This window comes from Bacillus sp. CD3-5 (genome assembly GCF_006349665.1).
Taxonomy (GTDB): Bacteria; Bacillota; Bacilli; order Bacillales; family Bacillaceae_G; genus Bacillus_A; species Bacillus_A paranthracis.
Map to the genome: position 1 here is coordinate 469,643 of NZ_VEPX01000001.1, position 18,193 is coordinate 487,835.

At 35.9% G+C, this 18,193-nt stretch carries 16 protein-coding genes and 3 pseudogenes; 18 read left to right on the plus strand and 1 reads right to left on the minus strand.

The features are described from left to right. The first annotated feature begins 95 nt into the window (after window positions 1-95). From FH036_RS02395 to FH036_RS02425, 7 genes are all read left to right on the plus strand, one after another. A complete protein-coding gene (locus FH036_RS02395; protein ID WP_044792927.1) occupies window positions 96-1,652 on the plus strand; it encodes a class I adenylate-forming enzyme family protein in 1,557 nt (518 codons plus the stop codon). A 20-nt stretch (window positions 1,653-1,672) separates the two neighbouring features. Further along, window positions 1,673-2,089: an acyl-CoA thioesterase gene (locus FH036_RS02400; RefSeq protein ID WP_044792926.1), complete on the plus strand. Its 417-nt coding sequence runs from the start codon at window positions 1,673-1,675 to the stop codon at window positions 2,087-2,089. A 40-nt stretch (window positions 2,090-2,129) separates the two neighbouring features. Further along, entirely contained in the window at window positions 2,130-3,359 is a 1,230-nt protein-coding gene (locus FH036_RS02405) for an FAD-dependent oxidoreductase (protein ID WP_044792924.1), read from the plus strand. Between the two features lie 45 nt (window positions 3,360-3,404). Beyond that, window positions 3,405-3,962, plus strand: coding sequence for a hypothetical protein (locus tag FH036_RS02410; protein WP_044792922.1), 558 nt, complete (start codon window positions 3,405-3,407; stop codon window positions 3,960-3,962). A 75-nt stretch (window positions 3,963-4,037) separates the two neighbouring features. Beyond that, on the plus strand, window positions 4,038-4,982 hold the full coding sequence (locus FH036_RS02415; RefSeq protein WP_044792920.1) for a fumarylacetoacetate hydrolase family protein: 945 nt from the start codon (window positions 4,038-4,040) through the stop codon (window positions 4,980-4,982). Continuing rightward, window positions 4,979-5,479, plus strand: coding sequence for a DinB family protein (locus tag FH036_RS02420; protein WP_044792918.1), 501 nt, complete (start codon window positions 4,979-4,981; stop codon window positions 5,477-5,479). The genes FH036_RS02415 and FH036_RS02420 overlap by 4 nt, the downstream gene beginning before the upstream one ends. Window positions 5,480-5,493: 14 nt before the next feature. Further along, a complete protein-coding gene (locus tag FH036_RS02425; protein ID WP_139895273.1) occupies window positions 5,494-6,606 on the plus strand; it encodes a cupin domain-containing protein in 1,113 nt (370 codons plus the stop codon). Between the two features lie 300 nt (window positions 6,607-6,906). On the opposite strand, the pseudogene FH036_RS27605 reads toward FH036_RS02425, so the two are convergent. After that, window positions 6,907-7,131, minus strand: a pseudogene (locus FH036_RS27605) (GTP-binding protein); the annotation flags it as partial. Between the two features lie 341 nt (window positions 7,132-7,472). Here FH036_RS27605 and FH036_RS02440 point away from each other — a divergent pair. The 11 genes and pseudogenes from FH036_RS02440 to FH036_RS27330 all read left to right on the plus strand — a co-directional run bounded on the left by FH036_RS02440 (window position 7,473) and on the right by FH036_RS27330 (window position 18,124). Next, entirely contained in the window at window positions 7,473-8,552 is a 1,080-nt protein-coding gene (locus FH036_RS02440; protein ID WP_139895274.1) for an RNA-guided endonuclease InsQ/TnpB family protein, read from the plus strand. A 389-nt stretch (window positions 8,553-8,941) separates the two neighbouring features. Further along, window positions 8,942-9,370: a MarR family winged helix-turn-helix transcriptional regulator gene (locus FH036_RS02450; RefSeq protein WP_000204175.1), complete on the plus strand. Its 429-nt coding sequence runs from the start codon at window positions 8,942-8,944 to the stop codon at window positions 9,368-9,370. Window positions 9,371-9,388: 18 nt separating this feature from the next. Next, window positions 9,389-10,027, plus strand: a complete 639-nt coding sequence (locus FH036_RS02455; RefSeq protein WP_042875223.1) for a nitroreductase family protein — start codon at window positions 9,389-9,391, stop codon at window positions 10,025-10,027. 38 nt (window positions 10,028-10,065) lie between these two features. Continuing rightward, complete coding sequence (locus FH036_RS02460) at window positions 10,066-10,359, plus strand: putative quinol monooxygenase (RefSeq protein WP_087964528.1); 294 nt, start codon at window positions 10,066-10,068, stop codon at window positions 10,357-10,359. A 148-nt stretch (window positions 10,360-10,507) separates the two neighbouring features. Continuing rightward, window positions 10,508-11,441 (plus strand): annotated as a pseudogene (locus tag FH036_RS02465) (AAA family ATPase). Window positions 11,442-11,482: 41 nt separating this feature from the next. Beyond that, window positions 11,483-12,547, plus strand: coding sequence for a DUF58 domain-containing protein (locus FH036_RS02470; protein WP_139895275.1), 1,065 nt, complete (start codon window positions 11,483-11,485; stop codon window positions 12,545-12,547). A 15-nt stretch (window positions 12,548-12,562) separates the two neighbouring features. Further along, a complete protein-coding gene (locus FH036_RS02475) occupies window positions 12,563-13,288 on the plus strand; it encodes a hypothetical protein (RefSeq protein ID WP_001284488.1) in 726 nt (241 codons plus the stop codon). A 268-nt stretch (window positions 13,289-13,556) separates the two neighbouring features. Then, window positions 13,557-14,063: a DUF3902 family protein gene (locus FH036_RS02480; RefSeq protein ID WP_000805741.1), complete on the plus strand. Its 507-nt coding sequence runs from the start codon at window positions 13,557-13,559 to the stop codon at window positions 14,061-14,063. 202 nt (window positions 14,064-14,265) lie between these two features. Then, window positions 14,266-15,432: a serine hydrolase domain-containing protein gene (locus FH036_RS02485; RefSeq protein WP_000710642.1), complete on the plus strand. Its 1,167-nt coding sequence runs from the start codon at window positions 14,266-14,268 to the stop codon at window positions 15,430-15,432. A gap of 297 nt (window positions 15,433-15,729) precedes the next feature. Further along, a complete protein-coding gene (locus FH036_RS02490; protein WP_139895276.1) occupies window positions 15,730-17,484 on the plus strand; it encodes an adenine deaminase C-terminal domain-containing protein in 1,755 nt (584 codons plus the stop codon). A gap of 113 nt (window positions 17,485-17,597) precedes the next feature. Beyond that, window positions 17,598-18,124 (plus strand): annotated as a pseudogene (locus FH036_RS27330) (hypothetical protein). The last annotated feature ends 69 nt before the right edge of the window (window positions 18,125-18,193 follow it).

Here is an 18,193-nt window from a genome sequence, read left to right on the forward strand (position 1 = left end):
GAGACCTTCCTGGTTTTCCTACATCGTTCATCCGGCTATTCATAAACGATAAAAACTCAGGCTAGTTGGTAAAACGATAGAAAGTGAGTGAGAGAATGAAAAAAAATAGGAACATATTAGCGGTGTATGAACTTTTAGAGACTGTAACTTCATCTTACGGTAAAAAAGAAGCAATATACGATTTAACGAGACGAATTACATACAAACAATTGAAAAGTGAAGTAGATTGTTTGGCTACTGCATTTCAAAAGTTAGGAGTAAGTAAAGGAGACCGTATCGCTGTATCTCTTCCAAACTGGTCCGAAACAGTAGTAATCTATTTTGCAGCAGCAAAACTAGGTGCAATACTCGTTCCTTTTAATCCAAAATATAAGTCATTTGAAATTGAGTATATATTGAAAGGGGCAGCTCCAACATTATTAATAGCTTCAGGAGAATTTGATAAAAATTTTGGTTTTGAAGAAGCACTTCATATGGTGCAAAAAGTAATTACAGTGAGGTTTGCGAGAGAGAATGTTAGTACGTATGAGGAGTTAATGCGTACAGAAATAATGGATATGGAACCAGTAAATATAAATGTAAATGAAGATTTGTTTTGCATATTATACACGTCAGGAACGACGGGAACCCCAAAAGGTGTTATGGTTACGCATCGCGCTGTTGTACAATCTGCACAAACGATAGGAACAGAGCTGCATTGTACAGAAGAGGATGTATTTATTATTTCAGCACCACTGTTTCATATTTTCGGTATGGCAATTAATATGCTTTGTGCAGTAGCGATGGGGGGACGGATCATATTACAAGAAAAATTCCATCCGCGAGAAACTTTACAATTAATTGAACAAGAAAAGGTAACCATCCAAAAAGGCGTACCAACCATGTTTATAAAAGAACTTGAATTAGGGGACTTCGATCAATATGATTTATCTTCACTGCGCGCCGGATTAGTTGGTGCCGCACCTATTCCAGCAAAAACAGTGACGGAAATACGAGAACGGATGGGCATTAACCTTTGCCAATCATTTGGGATAACTGAAACGGTTTCTATTACGATGACCTCGTATGATGATACAAAGCAAAACATAACAGAAACTCTAGGAAAGGCGATTCCAGGAGTAACATTAAAAATTGTAGATGAAAATAGAGTAGCACTACCGCCCGGAGAAGTAGGAGAAATTGCGATTAAGGGATTTGGCGTAATGAAAGGTTATTATAATATGCCTGAACAGACAAAGCAGGTTTTGGATAATGAAAATTGGTATTATTCAGGGGATTTAGGCACCCTTGATTCCGAAGGGTATTTAAGGTTCGTAGGACGAAAGAAAGAGATGATCATAAGAGGTGGACTTAACGTTTATCCTCAGGAAATTGAAGCAGTCATTATGAAACATCCGAAAGTAATCGAAGCAGCAGTTATTGGCCTTCCAGATAAGGTGCTAGGGGAAGTTGCTTGTGCGGTCATCCGGTTAAAGAATGGTGAAGTAAGTACAGAAGAAGAAATAAAAATCTATCTGAAAGAGAAAATGGCAATTTATAAACTACCAGAGAAAGTGATATTTACTAATGAATTTCCTGTGACAGCAAGCGGGAAAATTCAAAAGTTGAAACTGAAAGAACAAGTATCTTCTAATATTAGTCCAACAGTTTAATAGATAGGAGGAAAGGGAAAATGGAAGAGTATTCTTTTCAAGTAAGATGGGGAGATACAGATGCGGCGGGCATTGTATATTATCCTAATTTTTATAAATGGATGGATGAAGCAACACATGAATATTTTAAAAAAATTGGTTTTCCCTCGTTCGAACTTTATGAAGAACAACAAATTGGTTTGCCATTACTAGAAGCAAAATGCCAATTTAAGTCACCTCTTCGTTTTGAAGATCAAGTAGTTGTGAAAAGCAAAGTGAACGAATTGCATAATAAAGTTTTTACAATTCAGCATGTTTTTGTAAAAGGGGAACGGGTTGTGGCAGAAGGATATGAAACTCGTGCATGGACTTCTTTTAAAGAAAAAGTAAAAGCGCAACCAATACCTGAATATATTCGGCAGAAGATGATGCCAGAGATAAAAACTGTAGAGAGTTAAAAGAGAATAACATGAAATTGTTAATAAAGGGGAGATATTTATGGGAAATGAAAAAAATTATGATGCCATTGTTGTTGGTGCTGGCCCGGTCGGACTTGTAGCAGGACTTGCATTACAAAAGAAGGGAATATCTACATTAGTAATAGAGGCAGATTCATTCGGAAGACCACGCCCAGGAAGCAGAGCAATTTATTTGCATAGTGCTTCATTAAAACTATTGGAAGAGACTTCAGAAGGTCTCGGTTTCGCACTTGCACATAACGGAATCATTTGGCCTGTAAAACGAACGTTTTATAAAGGAAAAGAAGTATATGTAAGAAATTATGGTAAGGATGAAAACCTTAAGTACAATAGATTGCCTCATTTCACAGCGCTTCATCAAGATGAAATCGAAAAGCATATGTATGAGGCGTGTATAAAAGCAGGCGTTGAATTCCTTTGGGATGCTCCAGTTAAAAAGTTACACATTACAGACGCTGGAGTAGAACTAACAATCACAAATGACGAAATTTTAAAGGCGCAGTATGTAATTGGATGTGATGGAGCACGTTCAATCGTAAGAGAGCAAGCAGGATTAACGTTTGAAGGTCCGCGTACAGCCGATACTTTTATCGTTGTTGATGCGAAAGAAGATGAAACAGATCCGCTACCTTTAGAAAGAATATTTCATTATCAGCATCCAGCTATGGAGGGAAGAAACGTAATGTTTGTTCCGTTTAAAGGCGGATGGCGTATCGATTTACAATTGCTTGAGTCAGATAATCCAGACGATTATACAAATATGGAAAGTGTTAAGAAATGGTTGCCGAAAGTCATGGATGCTAAGTACGCTGAGAGAATTACGTGGGTGTCTTCCTATCGTTTCCATCAAGTAGTGGCAAATTCTTTTACTGACGAAAAACGTCGTGTTCTTCTAGCTGGAGAAGCAGCACACTTATTCGCTCCGTTCGGGGCTCGTGGATTAAATTCTGGAATTCCAGATGCTATTCTTGCCGCGAGAGGTATTGAGAAGGCACTACAATCACGTACTGAAGAAGAGCGAGTGAAATCAATTGAATCTGCTGCAAAAGAACGCCGAATTGCAGCGCAGTGGAACAGGGATGCTTCAACTACAGCACTTCATCATCTTCAGGGGAACTCTCCTGAAATGAACATGAAACGAGACGTTGCTGCTTCATTAGTATCTATCGTACCAAGACTAGGAAGATGGCTTGATGAAGGACCGTACGGACCGAAATTTGGACCTCCTGAACTGACAACAAAATATTAAAATGATAAAAAAACTAGATAAGTAATGTGAAAGGAGCGATAAAAAATGGCTTTGTCTCAATTCATAAATGAAGAAAAGTATGGTTCTCATGCCCGTTCTACAAATGGAATGATTGAGCGGTTCATGAAGATGAACTGGTATAGCAACATTGGACAGCAAAATGTAGAGGCTGAGAAGAAAATAAATCAATTTATGAGTTCTCTAAACATTAGTGAATATGAAATCAAATGGATTTCAAGAAATCAATTATATGAGGTAATTGAACGAATTTCCTTTGAAGATAATGCTTTATGGGGGGCACTTGCAGAAGTGCCTGATAGATTGAAAGAAAAAATTGTGAGCGTCGGTAACGAAAACCTTCTAACAGATATTGTAGATAAAGTACCAGAAGCAATTTTTCATGGTGTTTATAAAGAAGCGTTCAAACATTTCGAAGAGGAAAAAGTAGTGAAATTTCTCGTTGGGCATGCAATGTACATAAGTGTTATTGCATGTGCTGCTGAATTAGCTGAAGAAAACAATCTGTTTTTACAATTAGTGGAGTTAATAGAATTGGGACATATACCAATTGGCCCAGAGGGAAATACCGTTTATCTTTTATAACAAAAATTAGGGATGAAAAGTTATGCGCTACAATCGATCAGGATAGAATTTTCATTCAATGAAAGGGAGATTACTATGAAACTTGTTACTTTTACACATAATGGAGAAACGAGAATTGCTGCTTTAGAAAACGGGACTTTGGTTGATTTGCATGCAGCTTATAAAGCGAAACTGACAAGCCAAGGAAACCTTCGGGCCACTCAAATTGCAGAGGCGTATATTCCAAAGGATATGAATGGGTTTCTACAAGGTGGAACAGAAAGTATGAATTTAGCAAAAGAGGCTATCGGTTATGCGCGTATGAAAAAACATAAAGATAAATTGGTATTTGAAGAAGGAGAAGTGAAAATAGAAGCCCCAGTACCGGCTCCAGGGAAAATAATATGTGTAGGCCACAATTATCGAGAACATATTTTGGAAATGAAACGAGAATTACCTGCATTTCCGGTGATCTTTGCGAAGTTTGCGAATACAGTAGTGGGTCCACAAGATGATATTCCATATTATCCGATTTCTGAACAACTAGATTATGAAGCTGAATTTGCTTTTGTAATCGGAAAGCGTGCCCGAAATATTTCAGAAGAAGATGCCCTCCAATATGTAGCAGGTTACACAATTGTGAATGATATTACGTATCGCGATATTCAGCGCCGTACGATTCAATGGCTTCAAGGTAAGACAGTTGAAGGAAGTGCCCCAATGGGACCGTGGTTAATTACTTCAGATGAATTAACGAACCCATCGGGCTTAGACATCGTCTTAACAGTAAATGGAGAGAAACGTCAACAATCTAATACTGCTAATTTAGTATTCTCGGTACAATATCTCGTTTCGTTTTTATCCGGTCTAATGACGCTAGAGCCAGGGGATATCATTTTAACAGGCACGCCAGGTGGGGTAGGAGTTGCGCGTAATCCGCAAGTATTTCTGAAAGATGGCGATATCGTACGCATTGAGGTTGATGGAGTAGGTGTACTTGAAAATAGAGTAAGTCAAACAGTAGAGGTGCCCGTACTATGATGAAAAACTTACAAATCCATGCAGCCGAGTCTGTTAATGAATCGATCAATAAGATTAAGACGATTGTTAAATCGTTACCAGAGGAAATCATCTACTGGAAGCCTTCAGAAGATGAATGGTCAATTATGCAAATTATTACACATGTAGCAGAAGCTATTCCGTATTGGGCAAAAGAAATTAGCAATATTAAAGTAAATCATGAAAACTTATGGGGCCGCGGTTTAACAGATGAAGTGCGTCTACAAGCAGTTTCAGAAGAAAATATAAATGGAAAATCTGTAGAAGAAGTCATAGAGCAGCTCTCTACTATCCCAATTACTATAGAAAATGTACTGAACACATTAACTGACGAAGAGCTACAAATTCAAGCTCCAAGTCGCAATCCTCGTTTTAGTAATAAGTCGATTGATTTTATCGTGAATCACCTCATCGTAGAACATACAGAAAAGCATTATAACCAAATTGAACGGAATGTACTTAAATTTAATGGGCAATAAAGGAGGCGAATAAAATGGCGGAAAAAAATGCTTTTTTTGAAAGTGCACTCGTACAAGATTTCAATCGTGATATAGAACAATATCATCTCGGACCACTTTGGAACGCAATTCCAGATTTAATGAAACATACACCTGATCCTCATGCACAGGCATATCTGTGGAAATCGGAATTGCTCCAAAAAAAATTAACAGAAGCGACGCAAATCTTTACACCAGATCGCGGAGGAGAGCGCCGTGCCATATACTTACAAAATCCTGGACTTAATTATAGAAAACCTTGGGGATGGGCATCGACTACACAAACGTTATATGCAGCGGTTCAATTGATACAACCTGGAGAAACTGCTCCGTCACATCGTCACGTTCAAAATGCATTACGTTTTGTAATGGAAGGAGAAGGGGCTTACTCAATTGTGCAAGGAGAGCGTATTTTCATGGAACGTGGAGACTTCTTAACAACTCCAAACGGACTGTGGCATGGACATGGTCACACTGGTGACGAGCCCATGGTTTGGATGGATTGTCTTGATATTCCGACCATTTATTATCTTGGCGGTACGTTCTTTGAGCCATATCCAGAAAAAATTGAACAGCCAAATGTGCCGGACAATTATACTGCTCAGCGTTATGAAGGCGGAATGGTTCGACCAATTTCGGACCGATATACAAAGAAAGCGCCACTTAGTTCCTACAAATGGGCAGGGACGGAAGCAGCGCTTAACGGATTAAGTCGTTTTGAACCCGATGCATTTGATGGTTATGCGGTTGAATATATAAATCCATCGAATGGTGAAACAGCGTGTCCAACGATTGCGGCATGGATGCAAAAACTGCCGAAAGGTTTCAAAGGAAAAGCGCATCGTCATACACACGCATCGATCTATCATGTGCATGAAGGGTCAGGATATACGATAATAAATGGTGTTCGCTTCGACTGGTCTAAAGGGGACTTCTTTGTTGTACCGAACTGGGCATGGCATGAACATGTTACGCTAGAAAATAGTTATGTATTTTCAACAAATGACCTTCCGATTTTAGAGAAATTCGGATTAGAGCGGAAACAGGAATATGAGAATAACAACGGAAATCAAACGATCACTGGAGAATTTGAACCAGCGTTACCTTAATATGGTTTATAAAAAAAGCGCCCACATTTCATACTAGTGGACGCTTTTTGTTATTAATAAGCCCTAAGCACATGAAGTAAATAATCCTTACGATTCAGCGGATTATTATCAACACGTTTTCGAGTAGGGAAGGGAGCCTTCAGTTTTGTGTAACCAGATGGCTTCGTTGTAAATATACCTTCTCCTTCAGTGAATGAAGCATTCGCTTAAAATACTTTGTTTTTGAAACAGGTAACGATCCTGTTAAATGGTAAGAATTATTGTGTAATATAGGCTCGCTAAAAGTTACTGGAATGTTTACATCAAAATTTTTATTTGTGCTTGCACACCTTCCAAGGCAGAAATAACTAAAATTGCACTGTCTAAAACGCGGAATGATGGCTCCAATTGAGCGATAAAATCAGTATGTCCAGGTGTATCAATGACATTTACTATTAATTCATTGATACAGAAAGAAACGACAGAAGCTTTAATCGTAATTCCGCTTTGTCTCTCTAACTCCATTGAGTCCGTTTGCGTATTCCCACATTACAGCCCTTCCCCGAACGAGAAAGTCTATCGTCTTTGGCATAAGATGAAAGTGAGGTTGGATATGGCGTACCACTAAAAATCACAAGGCTCGTGGTACTTAAAGTATCTAAATTATAGGGAGCTTTTCTTTGGGTGTATTTATTGGAATTTTCCAAAGATAAATGATATAACTAAAATAAATGATGATAGAGGAATATTTCAAAGTGTTTGATAGGGAAATCTCTTTATTTCATGCAGTTGTAAAGTTTATAAGCACGTTCTGGTTTTGTTATTATTGCTAGAAATGTATCAAATGAATACGATGTTGAAAATCAAAAAACAAGGGGATGAAACGTATGTCACAGACCCTAACAGTGAAAGTGAAATTGATTCCAACAAAAGGACAAATCCGTTTATTAGAAGAAAGTAGTCAAGAATATATCAAAGTTATAAATACACTTATATCGGAAATGGTTGAAGCAAAAGAAAGTACGAAAAAAAGCACAAAAGATATTGAAGCAAATATCCCAAGTGCGGTGAAGAATCAGGCGATTAAAGACTCGAAAAGTTTGTTCGCTACAAAAGTAAAGAAAAGCAAGTATAAAATCATTCCGGTTTTAAAGAGACCTGTTTGTGTATGGAACAATCAAAATTACTCATTTGATGCCACTCATATTTCAATCCCGTTTAAGATAAATGGAAAGTCCACTCGTTTAAAGGTCCGCGCTTTATTAATCGATAAAAACAATCGCAATTTGAATTTGTTAAAACATAAATTAGGTACACTTCGTATCACAAAGAAATCGAATAAGTGGATCGCCCAAATATCTATCACGCTTACTACAAATGAAAAAGCTGGGACGAAAATTTTAGGAGTAGACTTAGGTCTCAAAGTCCCTGCGGTAGCGATCACAGACGATGACAAGGTTCGTTTCTTTGGGAATGGTAGGCAAAACAAATATAGGAAGCGTAAGTTTCGGAGTGTTCGTAATAAGCTAGGAAAAGACAAAAAGGTGAATGCCATCCGACGATTGGATGATAAAGAAAAAAGATGGATGCAAGATAAAGATCACAAAATAAGTCGTGAAATCATTGATTTTGCGATTGATAATCATATTTCTGTCATTCGATTAGAACAGCTAACGAATATAAGACAGACGGCAAGAACAAGCCGTAAAAACGAAAAAAATCTACACACTTGGTCATTCTATCGTTTGTCACGATTTATTGCGTATAAAGCAATGTTAGCTGGTATTCAGGTTGAATATGTGAATCCAGCTTATACAAGTCAAAGTTGTCCAAAATGCGCTGAAAAGAACAGGGCACAAGACAGAAAGTACAAGTGTCCATGTGGGTTTAAGACACATCGTGATATCGTTGGAGCGATGAATATTCGCTACGCAACTGTGATTGATGGTAACAGTCAATCAGCCTAAGCACCTATATGGTCTGGTTTAGGAAGGGCAATGAGATGCCCTGATCTTGAAGGCTGTTCAAAACAGAAATGGACTGCGAACGCTTAGTCATTCAAGGATCCCACCTGTAAATCTGTCAGGATTCGGGCTTGCGACTTTAGTCGTGGGAGTCTCAAAATCACTCTCCAGTCATTTTAAGTTATTATCGTTATCATCGTTATCATGTAATTAACACTTTTTGTAATGTGATAAAGTCCCTATTTTTGGAAAAATATTAATAGGCAAACATTAAAAAAATAAACAGGAAAAACAAAATGCTTGCATTCTAAATCGATATAGATTATATTAATTGACATATCAACTATTGATACATCAAACGTTTTTTGTTTTGCGTGTAAAGGAGGGATAGTTTGACAAGTTCATGCTCAAAAGAAGCGATTATTTTATATAAATTACACTTTCTAAATAAAGAAGTAAGTTCGAAATTTGAAGGGTGTACGGGTATGAGCCAATCTCGATTAGAGCTTATACTTCAGTTATATGAAGTAGGGGAAATTAGTCAAAAAGCACTTCAACAAGAAGTGAATATTGATAATGCTGCGATAACGAGGCATTTAAAGCAGCTTGAGGCAAATGAAATGATAGTAAGACGTAAAAATCCAGACGATAACAGAATTACGTTAGTTTCTCTTACTGAAGAGGGACGAAATAAAATTCAGGCGTTTCAAGAGGAAAAAGAACGTTTTGCAGCTTCAGCATTTAAAGGATTAAGTGAAGAACAGCGTGATAATCTTTTAAATATGTTAAATCACATTCAAGAAAATATAAAAGAATTATAAAAAAGGGAGAATACAACTATGACTAACTCAGTAAAAACAAATGATTTTAACGAAATTTTAACAGGACGTCGTTCAATTCGTAAATACGACACATCAGTGAAAATTAGCAAAGAAGAAATGACAGAAATTCTTACAGAAGCAACACTTGCACCATCATCTGTAAACATGCAACCATGGAGATTTTTAGTGATTGAAAGTGACGAAGCGAAAGCAACACTTGCGCCACTTGCGAAATTCAATCAATCTCAAGTAGAAACATCTTCAGCAATGATTGCTTTATTTGGTGATTTAAACAACTTCGATAACGCAGAAGAAATTTACGGAACAGCAGTAGAGCGCGGTTTCATGCCGGCAGAAGTAAAAGAAGACCAAATGAAAAAACTTTCAGCTTACTTCTCAATGGTTACACCAGAAGTAATGAAAGATACTGTACTTATTGACGGTGGTCTTGTAGCAATGCAATTTATGCTAGCAGCTCGTGCTCACGGCTATGACACTTGTCCAATTGGTGGTTTTGAGAAAGATCAAATCGCAGAAGCTTTCGGACTAGATAAAGACCGTCACGTACCAGTTATGTTAATTTCAATCGGAAAAGCTGCTGACAGTGGTTACCAATCAGTACGTCTTCCAATTGAAAAAGTTGCAGAGTGGAAGTAATTTTAAAGAAATAAGTGGAATATGAAAGGGGAAACACCATGATTATTATTCACGCAATATTTCAAGTAGATCCAGCGAAAGAACAATCATTTTTAGAAGAAATTCAGCCATTACTTCATGGTTCAAGAGAAGAAAGTGGAAATGTATCTTATGATCTTTATAAAGATACGGAAAAAGAAAATGTATATACGATGGTAGAAGTATGGAAAGATGAAGCATCCGTTGCGAGTCATAATAAGAGTGAACACTTCACATCTTTCGTTAGTAAAGCAGCACAGTTTTTAACTGCTCCTCTTGATATAAAAGCTTATAATGGAGAGTTAGTAAAATAATGAGATAAAAAAAGATGACTTTAGCTTATAGTGCTAAGGTCATCTTTTTTATTTTGATAGGAATATATTTACTTTTATCGAGATGTGTTATAATTTGGAAAATAATAATTCTTAATTTTCTGAATAAATAAAGACGGGGGATAAATATATGAATATATTAAAGAAAATCACTAATAATATTTCGAAAGTTATTATAGGAAAAGATGAATCCATAGAACTTGCAGCTATAGCTCTCATAGCAAAAGGACATATTTTATTAGAAGATGTACCGGGGACAGGAAAAACAACACTAGCGAAAAGTTTGGCTAAAAGCGTGGACGCAAAATTTCAAAGAATACAATTTACAGCGGATACTTTGCCCGGAGATGTTATTGGTCTTGAATATTTTGATGTGAAGGAATCGGAATTTAAAACGAGGTTAGGTCCTATTTTTGCCAGTATAGTAGTAGTGGATGAAATTAATCGTGCTTGTACCGAGAACACAATCTTCGTTACTCGAAGTGATGGAAGAACGTACGGTTACGATTGCGAAACAGACACATTTATTACCAGAACCTTTTTTAGTAATTGCAACACAAAATCCACTCGAATCCGCGGGCACATTTCCGTTACCAGATGCTCAATTAGACCGGTTTTTACTTACGATTCGACAAGGTTATCCGACGAGAGAAGCTGAAAAGGAAATGATGAATCGGTTTCAAATGAATGATCCGTTAGAAAAGTTACACTCTATTATTTCAAGTGAAGAAATTATTATGATGCAAAAGCGTGCAAGAGAAGTATTAGTAGGAAATGATGTGCAAGATTATCTTCTTGAAATTATTGAGGCAACTCGTAAACATGAGTTAATTGAAATTGGTGTAAGCCCGCGGGGGACGTTGGCATTTATGAGAGCGATTCAAGCACGGGCTATATTATATGAAAGAGATTACTGTACACCAGATGATATAAAGATACTTGCTGCATCTATTTGCGCTCATCGTTTAACGTTAACGATTGAGGGGGAGATGAAAACAACGAAAGAACAAATCATGAAAGAAATTCTTCATACGATTAATGTGCCGGTGGAGAATGTACGATGAATCAACAACTTGTGTATACACCTTTAGCGTAGCCTTTCGTAATGGGAGTTATGTCAGTTGTAGCCGTTATTTTATGTGTATTTTCAAGTAATCTACTGCTTTTATCTCTCGTATTTTTGTATGTAATTTTAATGGGTGGTATGTATGTGTACATGCGTAAAGTTTCTCGTGTTGAATGGGAATACAGTCAAGGGAATTCGAACGTTTTTATAGGTGAAACGAATATGTGCAAAATTAAAATTTCAAACAAGTCGATATTTCCTATTCTTAATATCGTATTTCGATTTAAATGTGAAAATAAGCTAACTTGGAATCATGATGAAATAAACAAAAATCATAGTACAGGTTCAAATTATTATATGAACTTTAATGTAAAAGGAAGGGAGTCAGTTTCATTTGATTTGCAAGCTGTAGCGTTAAAAAGAGGAATTGTGAAATGGGAAGAAGTTGAAATTGTTATTACCGATTTCTTTGGATTTATAACGAACCATATAACATATAGTCAAGTTGATACGCCGTCTTATTTAGTTTTACCTGCTGTTCCGAAAATACAAGTTCCTGAATTACAAGAATGGTCACGAGGATTTCGAAAAGCGATGTCTTCACCGTTATATGATGAAACGAAAGTAATGGGAGTGAAGTCTTATGAAAACGAAGATTTTCGTTCCATCCACTGGAGTGCAACAGCGAAAACAGGGACGATAACCGCGAAAAAGTACGAGCGAACGCAATCAGATAAATACGCGATTTACCTCAACTTGCAAAATAAAAGTGGTATTTCTTTGCGAAATGATACAGAGGAACTAATTGAATTAACAGCAGGCATATGTAAACAATTGCTCATACAAAACTGTTCATTTGAAGTATGGATTAATAGCGTAAAAGACAATGGATTATTGCATATTAAGAACGGTCATAACCGGAAACATTTGCAAAATGTATTAAAAGTACTTGCCTCAATATCGGATCAAGATACCCCTGTATCTTCTACTTATTTTTACACAGCAGGCTTTCGTCGAAAAGAATTGGATGCAGTTCCTTTAATTCTTGGTACTTCCCCAAGAAAATATAGAAGAACGAATAAATGGGTTGTAATAAAAGAATAAGAAGGGGTTTATGTCATGGCTAATAAAGGGCGACATGTGAAAGTGAAGATTTGGAGTGTTAGAGTTTTCATCATACTTTTATTCACGGTTAGTGCGATAACGTTATCACAAGGTGTTGTGCATGTGCAAGACATAGTAAAAGAGCGTTTTTTTACTGAAAAGAAATCTGAAAAAGTTTATGAGGAAACTATAAATTACGGTGATACTGAAGAGTATGGAACACCTATAGAAAAGAAAAAAGTAGGAGATAATGGTGAGAGAACGACAACGGGTAAAAAATTTAAAGGTTTCGAAAAGAAAAGTTCATGGGGAGACATATTCTCTGTTCTTTCAAATGCATGGATTAGTGTCGTTTTTTATGTAATTATTGCAGTAGTTATTCTATATGCTTTTTATAAATTAACGAGGAAAAAGGCAAAGAAATCAGAAATAGAACAGGATAAACAATCGATAACAAAAGAAAATACGGATAGAACCGAAAAGAACAAGAAAGTGAAGCAGCAGTTTGAACAGCCGTTACCTAAAGATACGATAAGAAAAACGTTAGTGGAATGGGAAAGAACTTTACCATTTCACGAACAGAGAAGGTCTTATGAAACGATGCAACAATGGTTAACGAGAATTTGTAGAACGAGAGATATTATTCCGATATATGAGTCTGTCCGTTATGGAGAAAAGACATATACAGAGTTAGATATAGAGAAGACTGTACGATGGATAGAGCGAGACGGGAAAGGGTGACGTTAGTATAAGTAAATGAAATTAACTGTAAATTAATTTTATTTACTTATACTTAATTACGTGGTAATGTATACTTACTTTTTTATATCTCTACCAATGGAAAGAGGTTGCCTTGTAGAGTATTGCTCGTTAAATATTTTATGAGATTATATTTTTTTCATTAATATAGAATGAATAAGAGATGTAATAAGATTTAACCAATAACGAGTAGCATGTAAATAAAAAATTATAATTTATTTTTAAATTTTTGTAAGGGTGTGAAAATAGAATGAAACCAGTATTGAAAAACATACTTCTTTCCTTTATTTTTTCTGCAGCAGGGATGTGTTGGTTTCTATTTATGTTAGTTAAAGGAGGCGGAGACTGGTTATTGTCTTGGGTAAGTGTATTAATGGCATTTTTATCTTTATATACGTTAATAGATTTATATTGTAAGTATACATACGATAAAAAATTAAGTGAATTGTTTATTAAAGCAACGGTTACTACTTTTAGTTTTGCAGTATTGGGAATCACCTTTGGTATTGTACATGAGCTATTACAACCATGGAGTCTCAGTTTAATGGTTTGGTATTGGTTGTTAGTGTTACTTTTATTTGTAACGACCATAATATTATTAGTAATTTTAGTATTTGTTAATCGTAAAAATTATAATATTCCTGGGACATATAGAATACTTATACTGCTTAATCTATTTCTTACGTTAGCACCAGTGCTGTGGCCATTACTACTTACTATTATCGGAAATGGCATGAACGCTAGTGCAGGATGGTAAAAGTTAATAGAGTGCTTAAAAGAACGTGTTTATAAATGAAAACACGTTCTTTTTTTATTTCCATACATAATTTTTTCTCATCTGGTCGTCAAATTTTAAAAGTAAGTATTTCGTAAGGAATGGATAAGAAAAAAGAGAGTTTTATTATTTAGCATGAAAGTATAACTTGAATCAATACGATATGAATAGAGGAGAGAAGATTATGAAAAAATGTAATTCAATTAAGTTAGCAAGTTTGACAGTTTTATTAGCGGGTACTACTATATTCGCACCTGGTTTTACTTTGAAGGCAGATTCAGCTCAAAATATTTCTAGTCCATCACAAGTGCACGATCAAAAGAATCGAAATAGTTTGAAACGAGTGATGGAGGAAACAGTACAGCTTGGCGCTACAGGGATACTAGCTAAGGCGTATAATAACGGAAAAACTAGTAGTTACACTGCTGGCGTTGCAGATTTAAGTACAAAGAAACCGATGAAATCGGACTATCGCTTTCGGATTGGTAGTGTGACGAAGACTTTTACTGCCACGACTGTTCTTCAATTAGTAGGTGAAAATCGTTTGCAACTTGACGATTCAATTGAAAAGTGGCTACCAGGCCTCATTCAAGGAAATGGGTATGATGGCAATCAAATTACGATACGTCAACTTTTGAATCATACGAGTGGTATAGCTGAATACTTAAAATCAAAAGACGCTGACATAATGAATTCAAAGAAAATGTATGTAGCAGAAGAAATAGTAAAGATAGGACTCGCTCTACCTCCAGATTTTTCGCCAGGTAAAGGTTGGTCGTATTCAAACACAGGATACGTAATACTAGGAATGCTAATTGAAAAAATAACTGGTAATAGTTATGCAGAAGAAATTGAAAAGCGCATTATTGAGCCTTTGGACCTATCAAATACGTTTTTACCAGGTAATTCACCCGTCATCCCAGGAAAGAATCATGCTCGGGGATATGTGAAAATTGACGGGGAAAGTAAGTTGAAAGACATGACTGATTATAATCCAAGTTTAGCTAATGCAGCGGGAGATATGATTTCTAATGCGGACGATTTAAATAAGTTCTTTTCATCTTTACTCGGTGGTAAGTTACTAAAGCAACGCGAGCTAAAAGAAATGCTTACTACAGTTCCTGTAGAAGGAAAAGAGGTTGGGGATGGATATGGCCTTGGTATCTATGAGACTAAACTTCCTAACGGTGTATCAGTTTGGGGGCACGGAGGAGGAATTCCTGGATTTACAACTTTTGCTGGTGGAGTAATGGGAGGCAAACATACATTGGCTATCAGTGTTAACTCTATAGGTGGGATCGATATTGTTCCACAATTTAATAAAATGATGCAAATTGAATTTAAGAAATAAATGAAAAGAATGTGAATGGAATACTGCTTTAAAGGACAGTATTAGCATTCATAGTATGACATCAAGTGTAATTCAATCGTATAGTTTAGTATAAAAAAGGATGTCGGTTACACGACATCCTTTTTTATTGAGAATCAAAGAAGTATGTTTTGAATTTTGAAAATTGTTATTTTTAGTATCGTTCCATATAATGAAGGGTATAGGGGTTATACAGGGGAGTTATGAATGAGAATACTTTAGTTTGTTAATTGTTTTTATTTTAATAAATAAAAGTAAATTGATGTGGAGTGAAATACATTGGGAGAAAATCAGTTTAGATGGAGTAACAAGCAATTAAGAGAACATGTTGAAGTAATAGATGGCACAAGAAGTCCGCACATTTTATTGAAGAATGCAACTTATTTAAATTCCTATATGCGCGAGTGGATGACAGCGCACATTTGGATATATAATGATCGAATTGTATACGTAGGGGAGCAGCTGCCAGGGCAATTAACGGAGTGTGAAGTTGTTGATTGCGAAGGAAAGTATGTCATACCCGGTTACATAGAACCGCATGCACATCCATATCAATTATATAATCCAGAAACGTTAGCAAATTATGCGATGCAATTTGGAACGACGACTTTTATTAATGATAATTTAACTTTATTTTTCACATTAAAGCGTGAAAAATCATTTCATTTATTAGATGAATTTACAAAGATTCCAGCTAGTATGTATTGGTGGTGTCGTTTTGATGGACAAACTGAATTGCAAAACGGGGAATCTTTATTTAATCGTGAAGAAATAATAGAGTGGCTTAAGCGTGACGCAGTTCTTCAAGGCGGCGAGCTAACAGCGTGGCCAAAGTTATTACATGGCGATGATGAAATGTTACATTGGGTACAGGAAACGAAACGATTACATAAAAAAGTGGAAGGGCATTTTCCAGGAGCATCTGAAACGACTTTAGCAAAGTTAAAGCTTTTAGGTACAGATTGTGATCATGAAGCGATGACAGGGCAGGAAGCTTTTGCCCGTCTTATGCAAGGTTACACAGTTTCTCTTAGGAATTCTTCAATCCGTCCAGATTTAGAAGTGTTACTGAAAGAATTGTTGGAACTAGGAGTAAAGCAGTTTGATAGATTTATTCTTACGACAGACGGCTCACATCCTTCGTTTTATGAAAATGGAATGACAAATGTAATGATATCTACCGCGATAAAACAAGGAGTGCCAGTAATAGATGCTTATCATATGGCAAGCTATAATATCGCTCGTTATTACAATATGGAAGATCTACATGGTTCAATTGCGACAGGTAGAATTGCTAATATTAATATTTTGGAAAGTAAAGAAAACCCAGTTCCAATAAGTGTAATAGCAAAAGGGAAATGGGTGAAGCGTGACGGAATAAATAAAAATGAATTATTACAAATAGACTGGAGTCAATTCAAAGTAACACCATTGCTATTAGACTGGTCCATAGAAAAAGAGGATATGATTTTTTCTCATAAAATGGGTATACATTTATTGAATAACGTTATTACTAAACCATACACGACCGAAATTGATTTAAACTGTGATGAACTTTCTCTAAATCATGATGAGTGTTTTCTTATGATGATTGCTCGTGATGGTACGTGGCGAGTGAATACAGTTGTAAAAGGCTTTGCAAATAAATTAGGAGGCCTTGCTAGCTCTTATTCTGGTACCGGCGACATCATTCTTATTGGGAAGAATAAAGAAGATATGCTTACAGCTTTTCATAGAGTGAAAGAGATTGGCGGAGGAATGGTAATGGCTGAAAAGAATGAAGTATTACACGAAATCGCATTACCATTACTCGGGATTATGTCTAATTTAAAAATGAGTGAATTAATACAGGAAGAGAAACAGATGGTGAAACTACTAAAAGAGCGTGGTTACGTGTATGACGATCCGGCATTTACCATTTTATTCTTTTCTGCGACGCACTTACCTTTTATACGGGTAACGCCTATAGGGCTATATGATGTAAAAAGTGGAAAGGTAATTGCTTCACCGGTGAATTTGATAAAGCAATATTAAAATGAAAGGCTCTATAAAAGTCCAATTTATAGGGCCTTTTACATTGTTAGCATAAGAATATTGTGAGCCTCAAATAATATAAGTATCTAAATTACTTGAGGTGAAACATAAGTATGAAAAAAATATTGTATATTTTAACTATATTTATATTATGTGTATCTATTCAACAAGTTGTACATTCTCAAACAGATGCACCAGAGATATCTTCTGATTGTCTTGAAAAAAGGAAAATTCGAGATGACAAGCATGTGAAGAATATAATAAGTGATATTAAATCCACATTTAATTTAAAAATTGATGAACATAGTTTTTGGGAAGTAAGTAAAAGAGACCTAGATGCGCCCATTTGATGTATGGTGGAAGAGAAAATGATTCTTATTATAATTCGCTAACTAAAATTTATGATAGTGGTGGATTTAGCGAGCAGCCTAGCTTATTTGTGAGGGCTCAAGAAGCATTTTTACTTTATAAAGAAAAAGATAATATCAATGTAATGAAACGCCTAAAACTAGATGTTGAAAAAGGGGAATGGCTCGTTATAAAAACGAAAAAGAAGAAAGGGAAAAAAGTGAAATTTAAGCCGTTACAATGTGAAAAAGATTATTTGAAAAAGAGAAATGAGTACCATAATCTAAAATGAAATAACGGGAATTTTGAAGGAGAAAAATTTCGTTAATACTTGTAATTTCGCCATAAAAAAACGTCATTT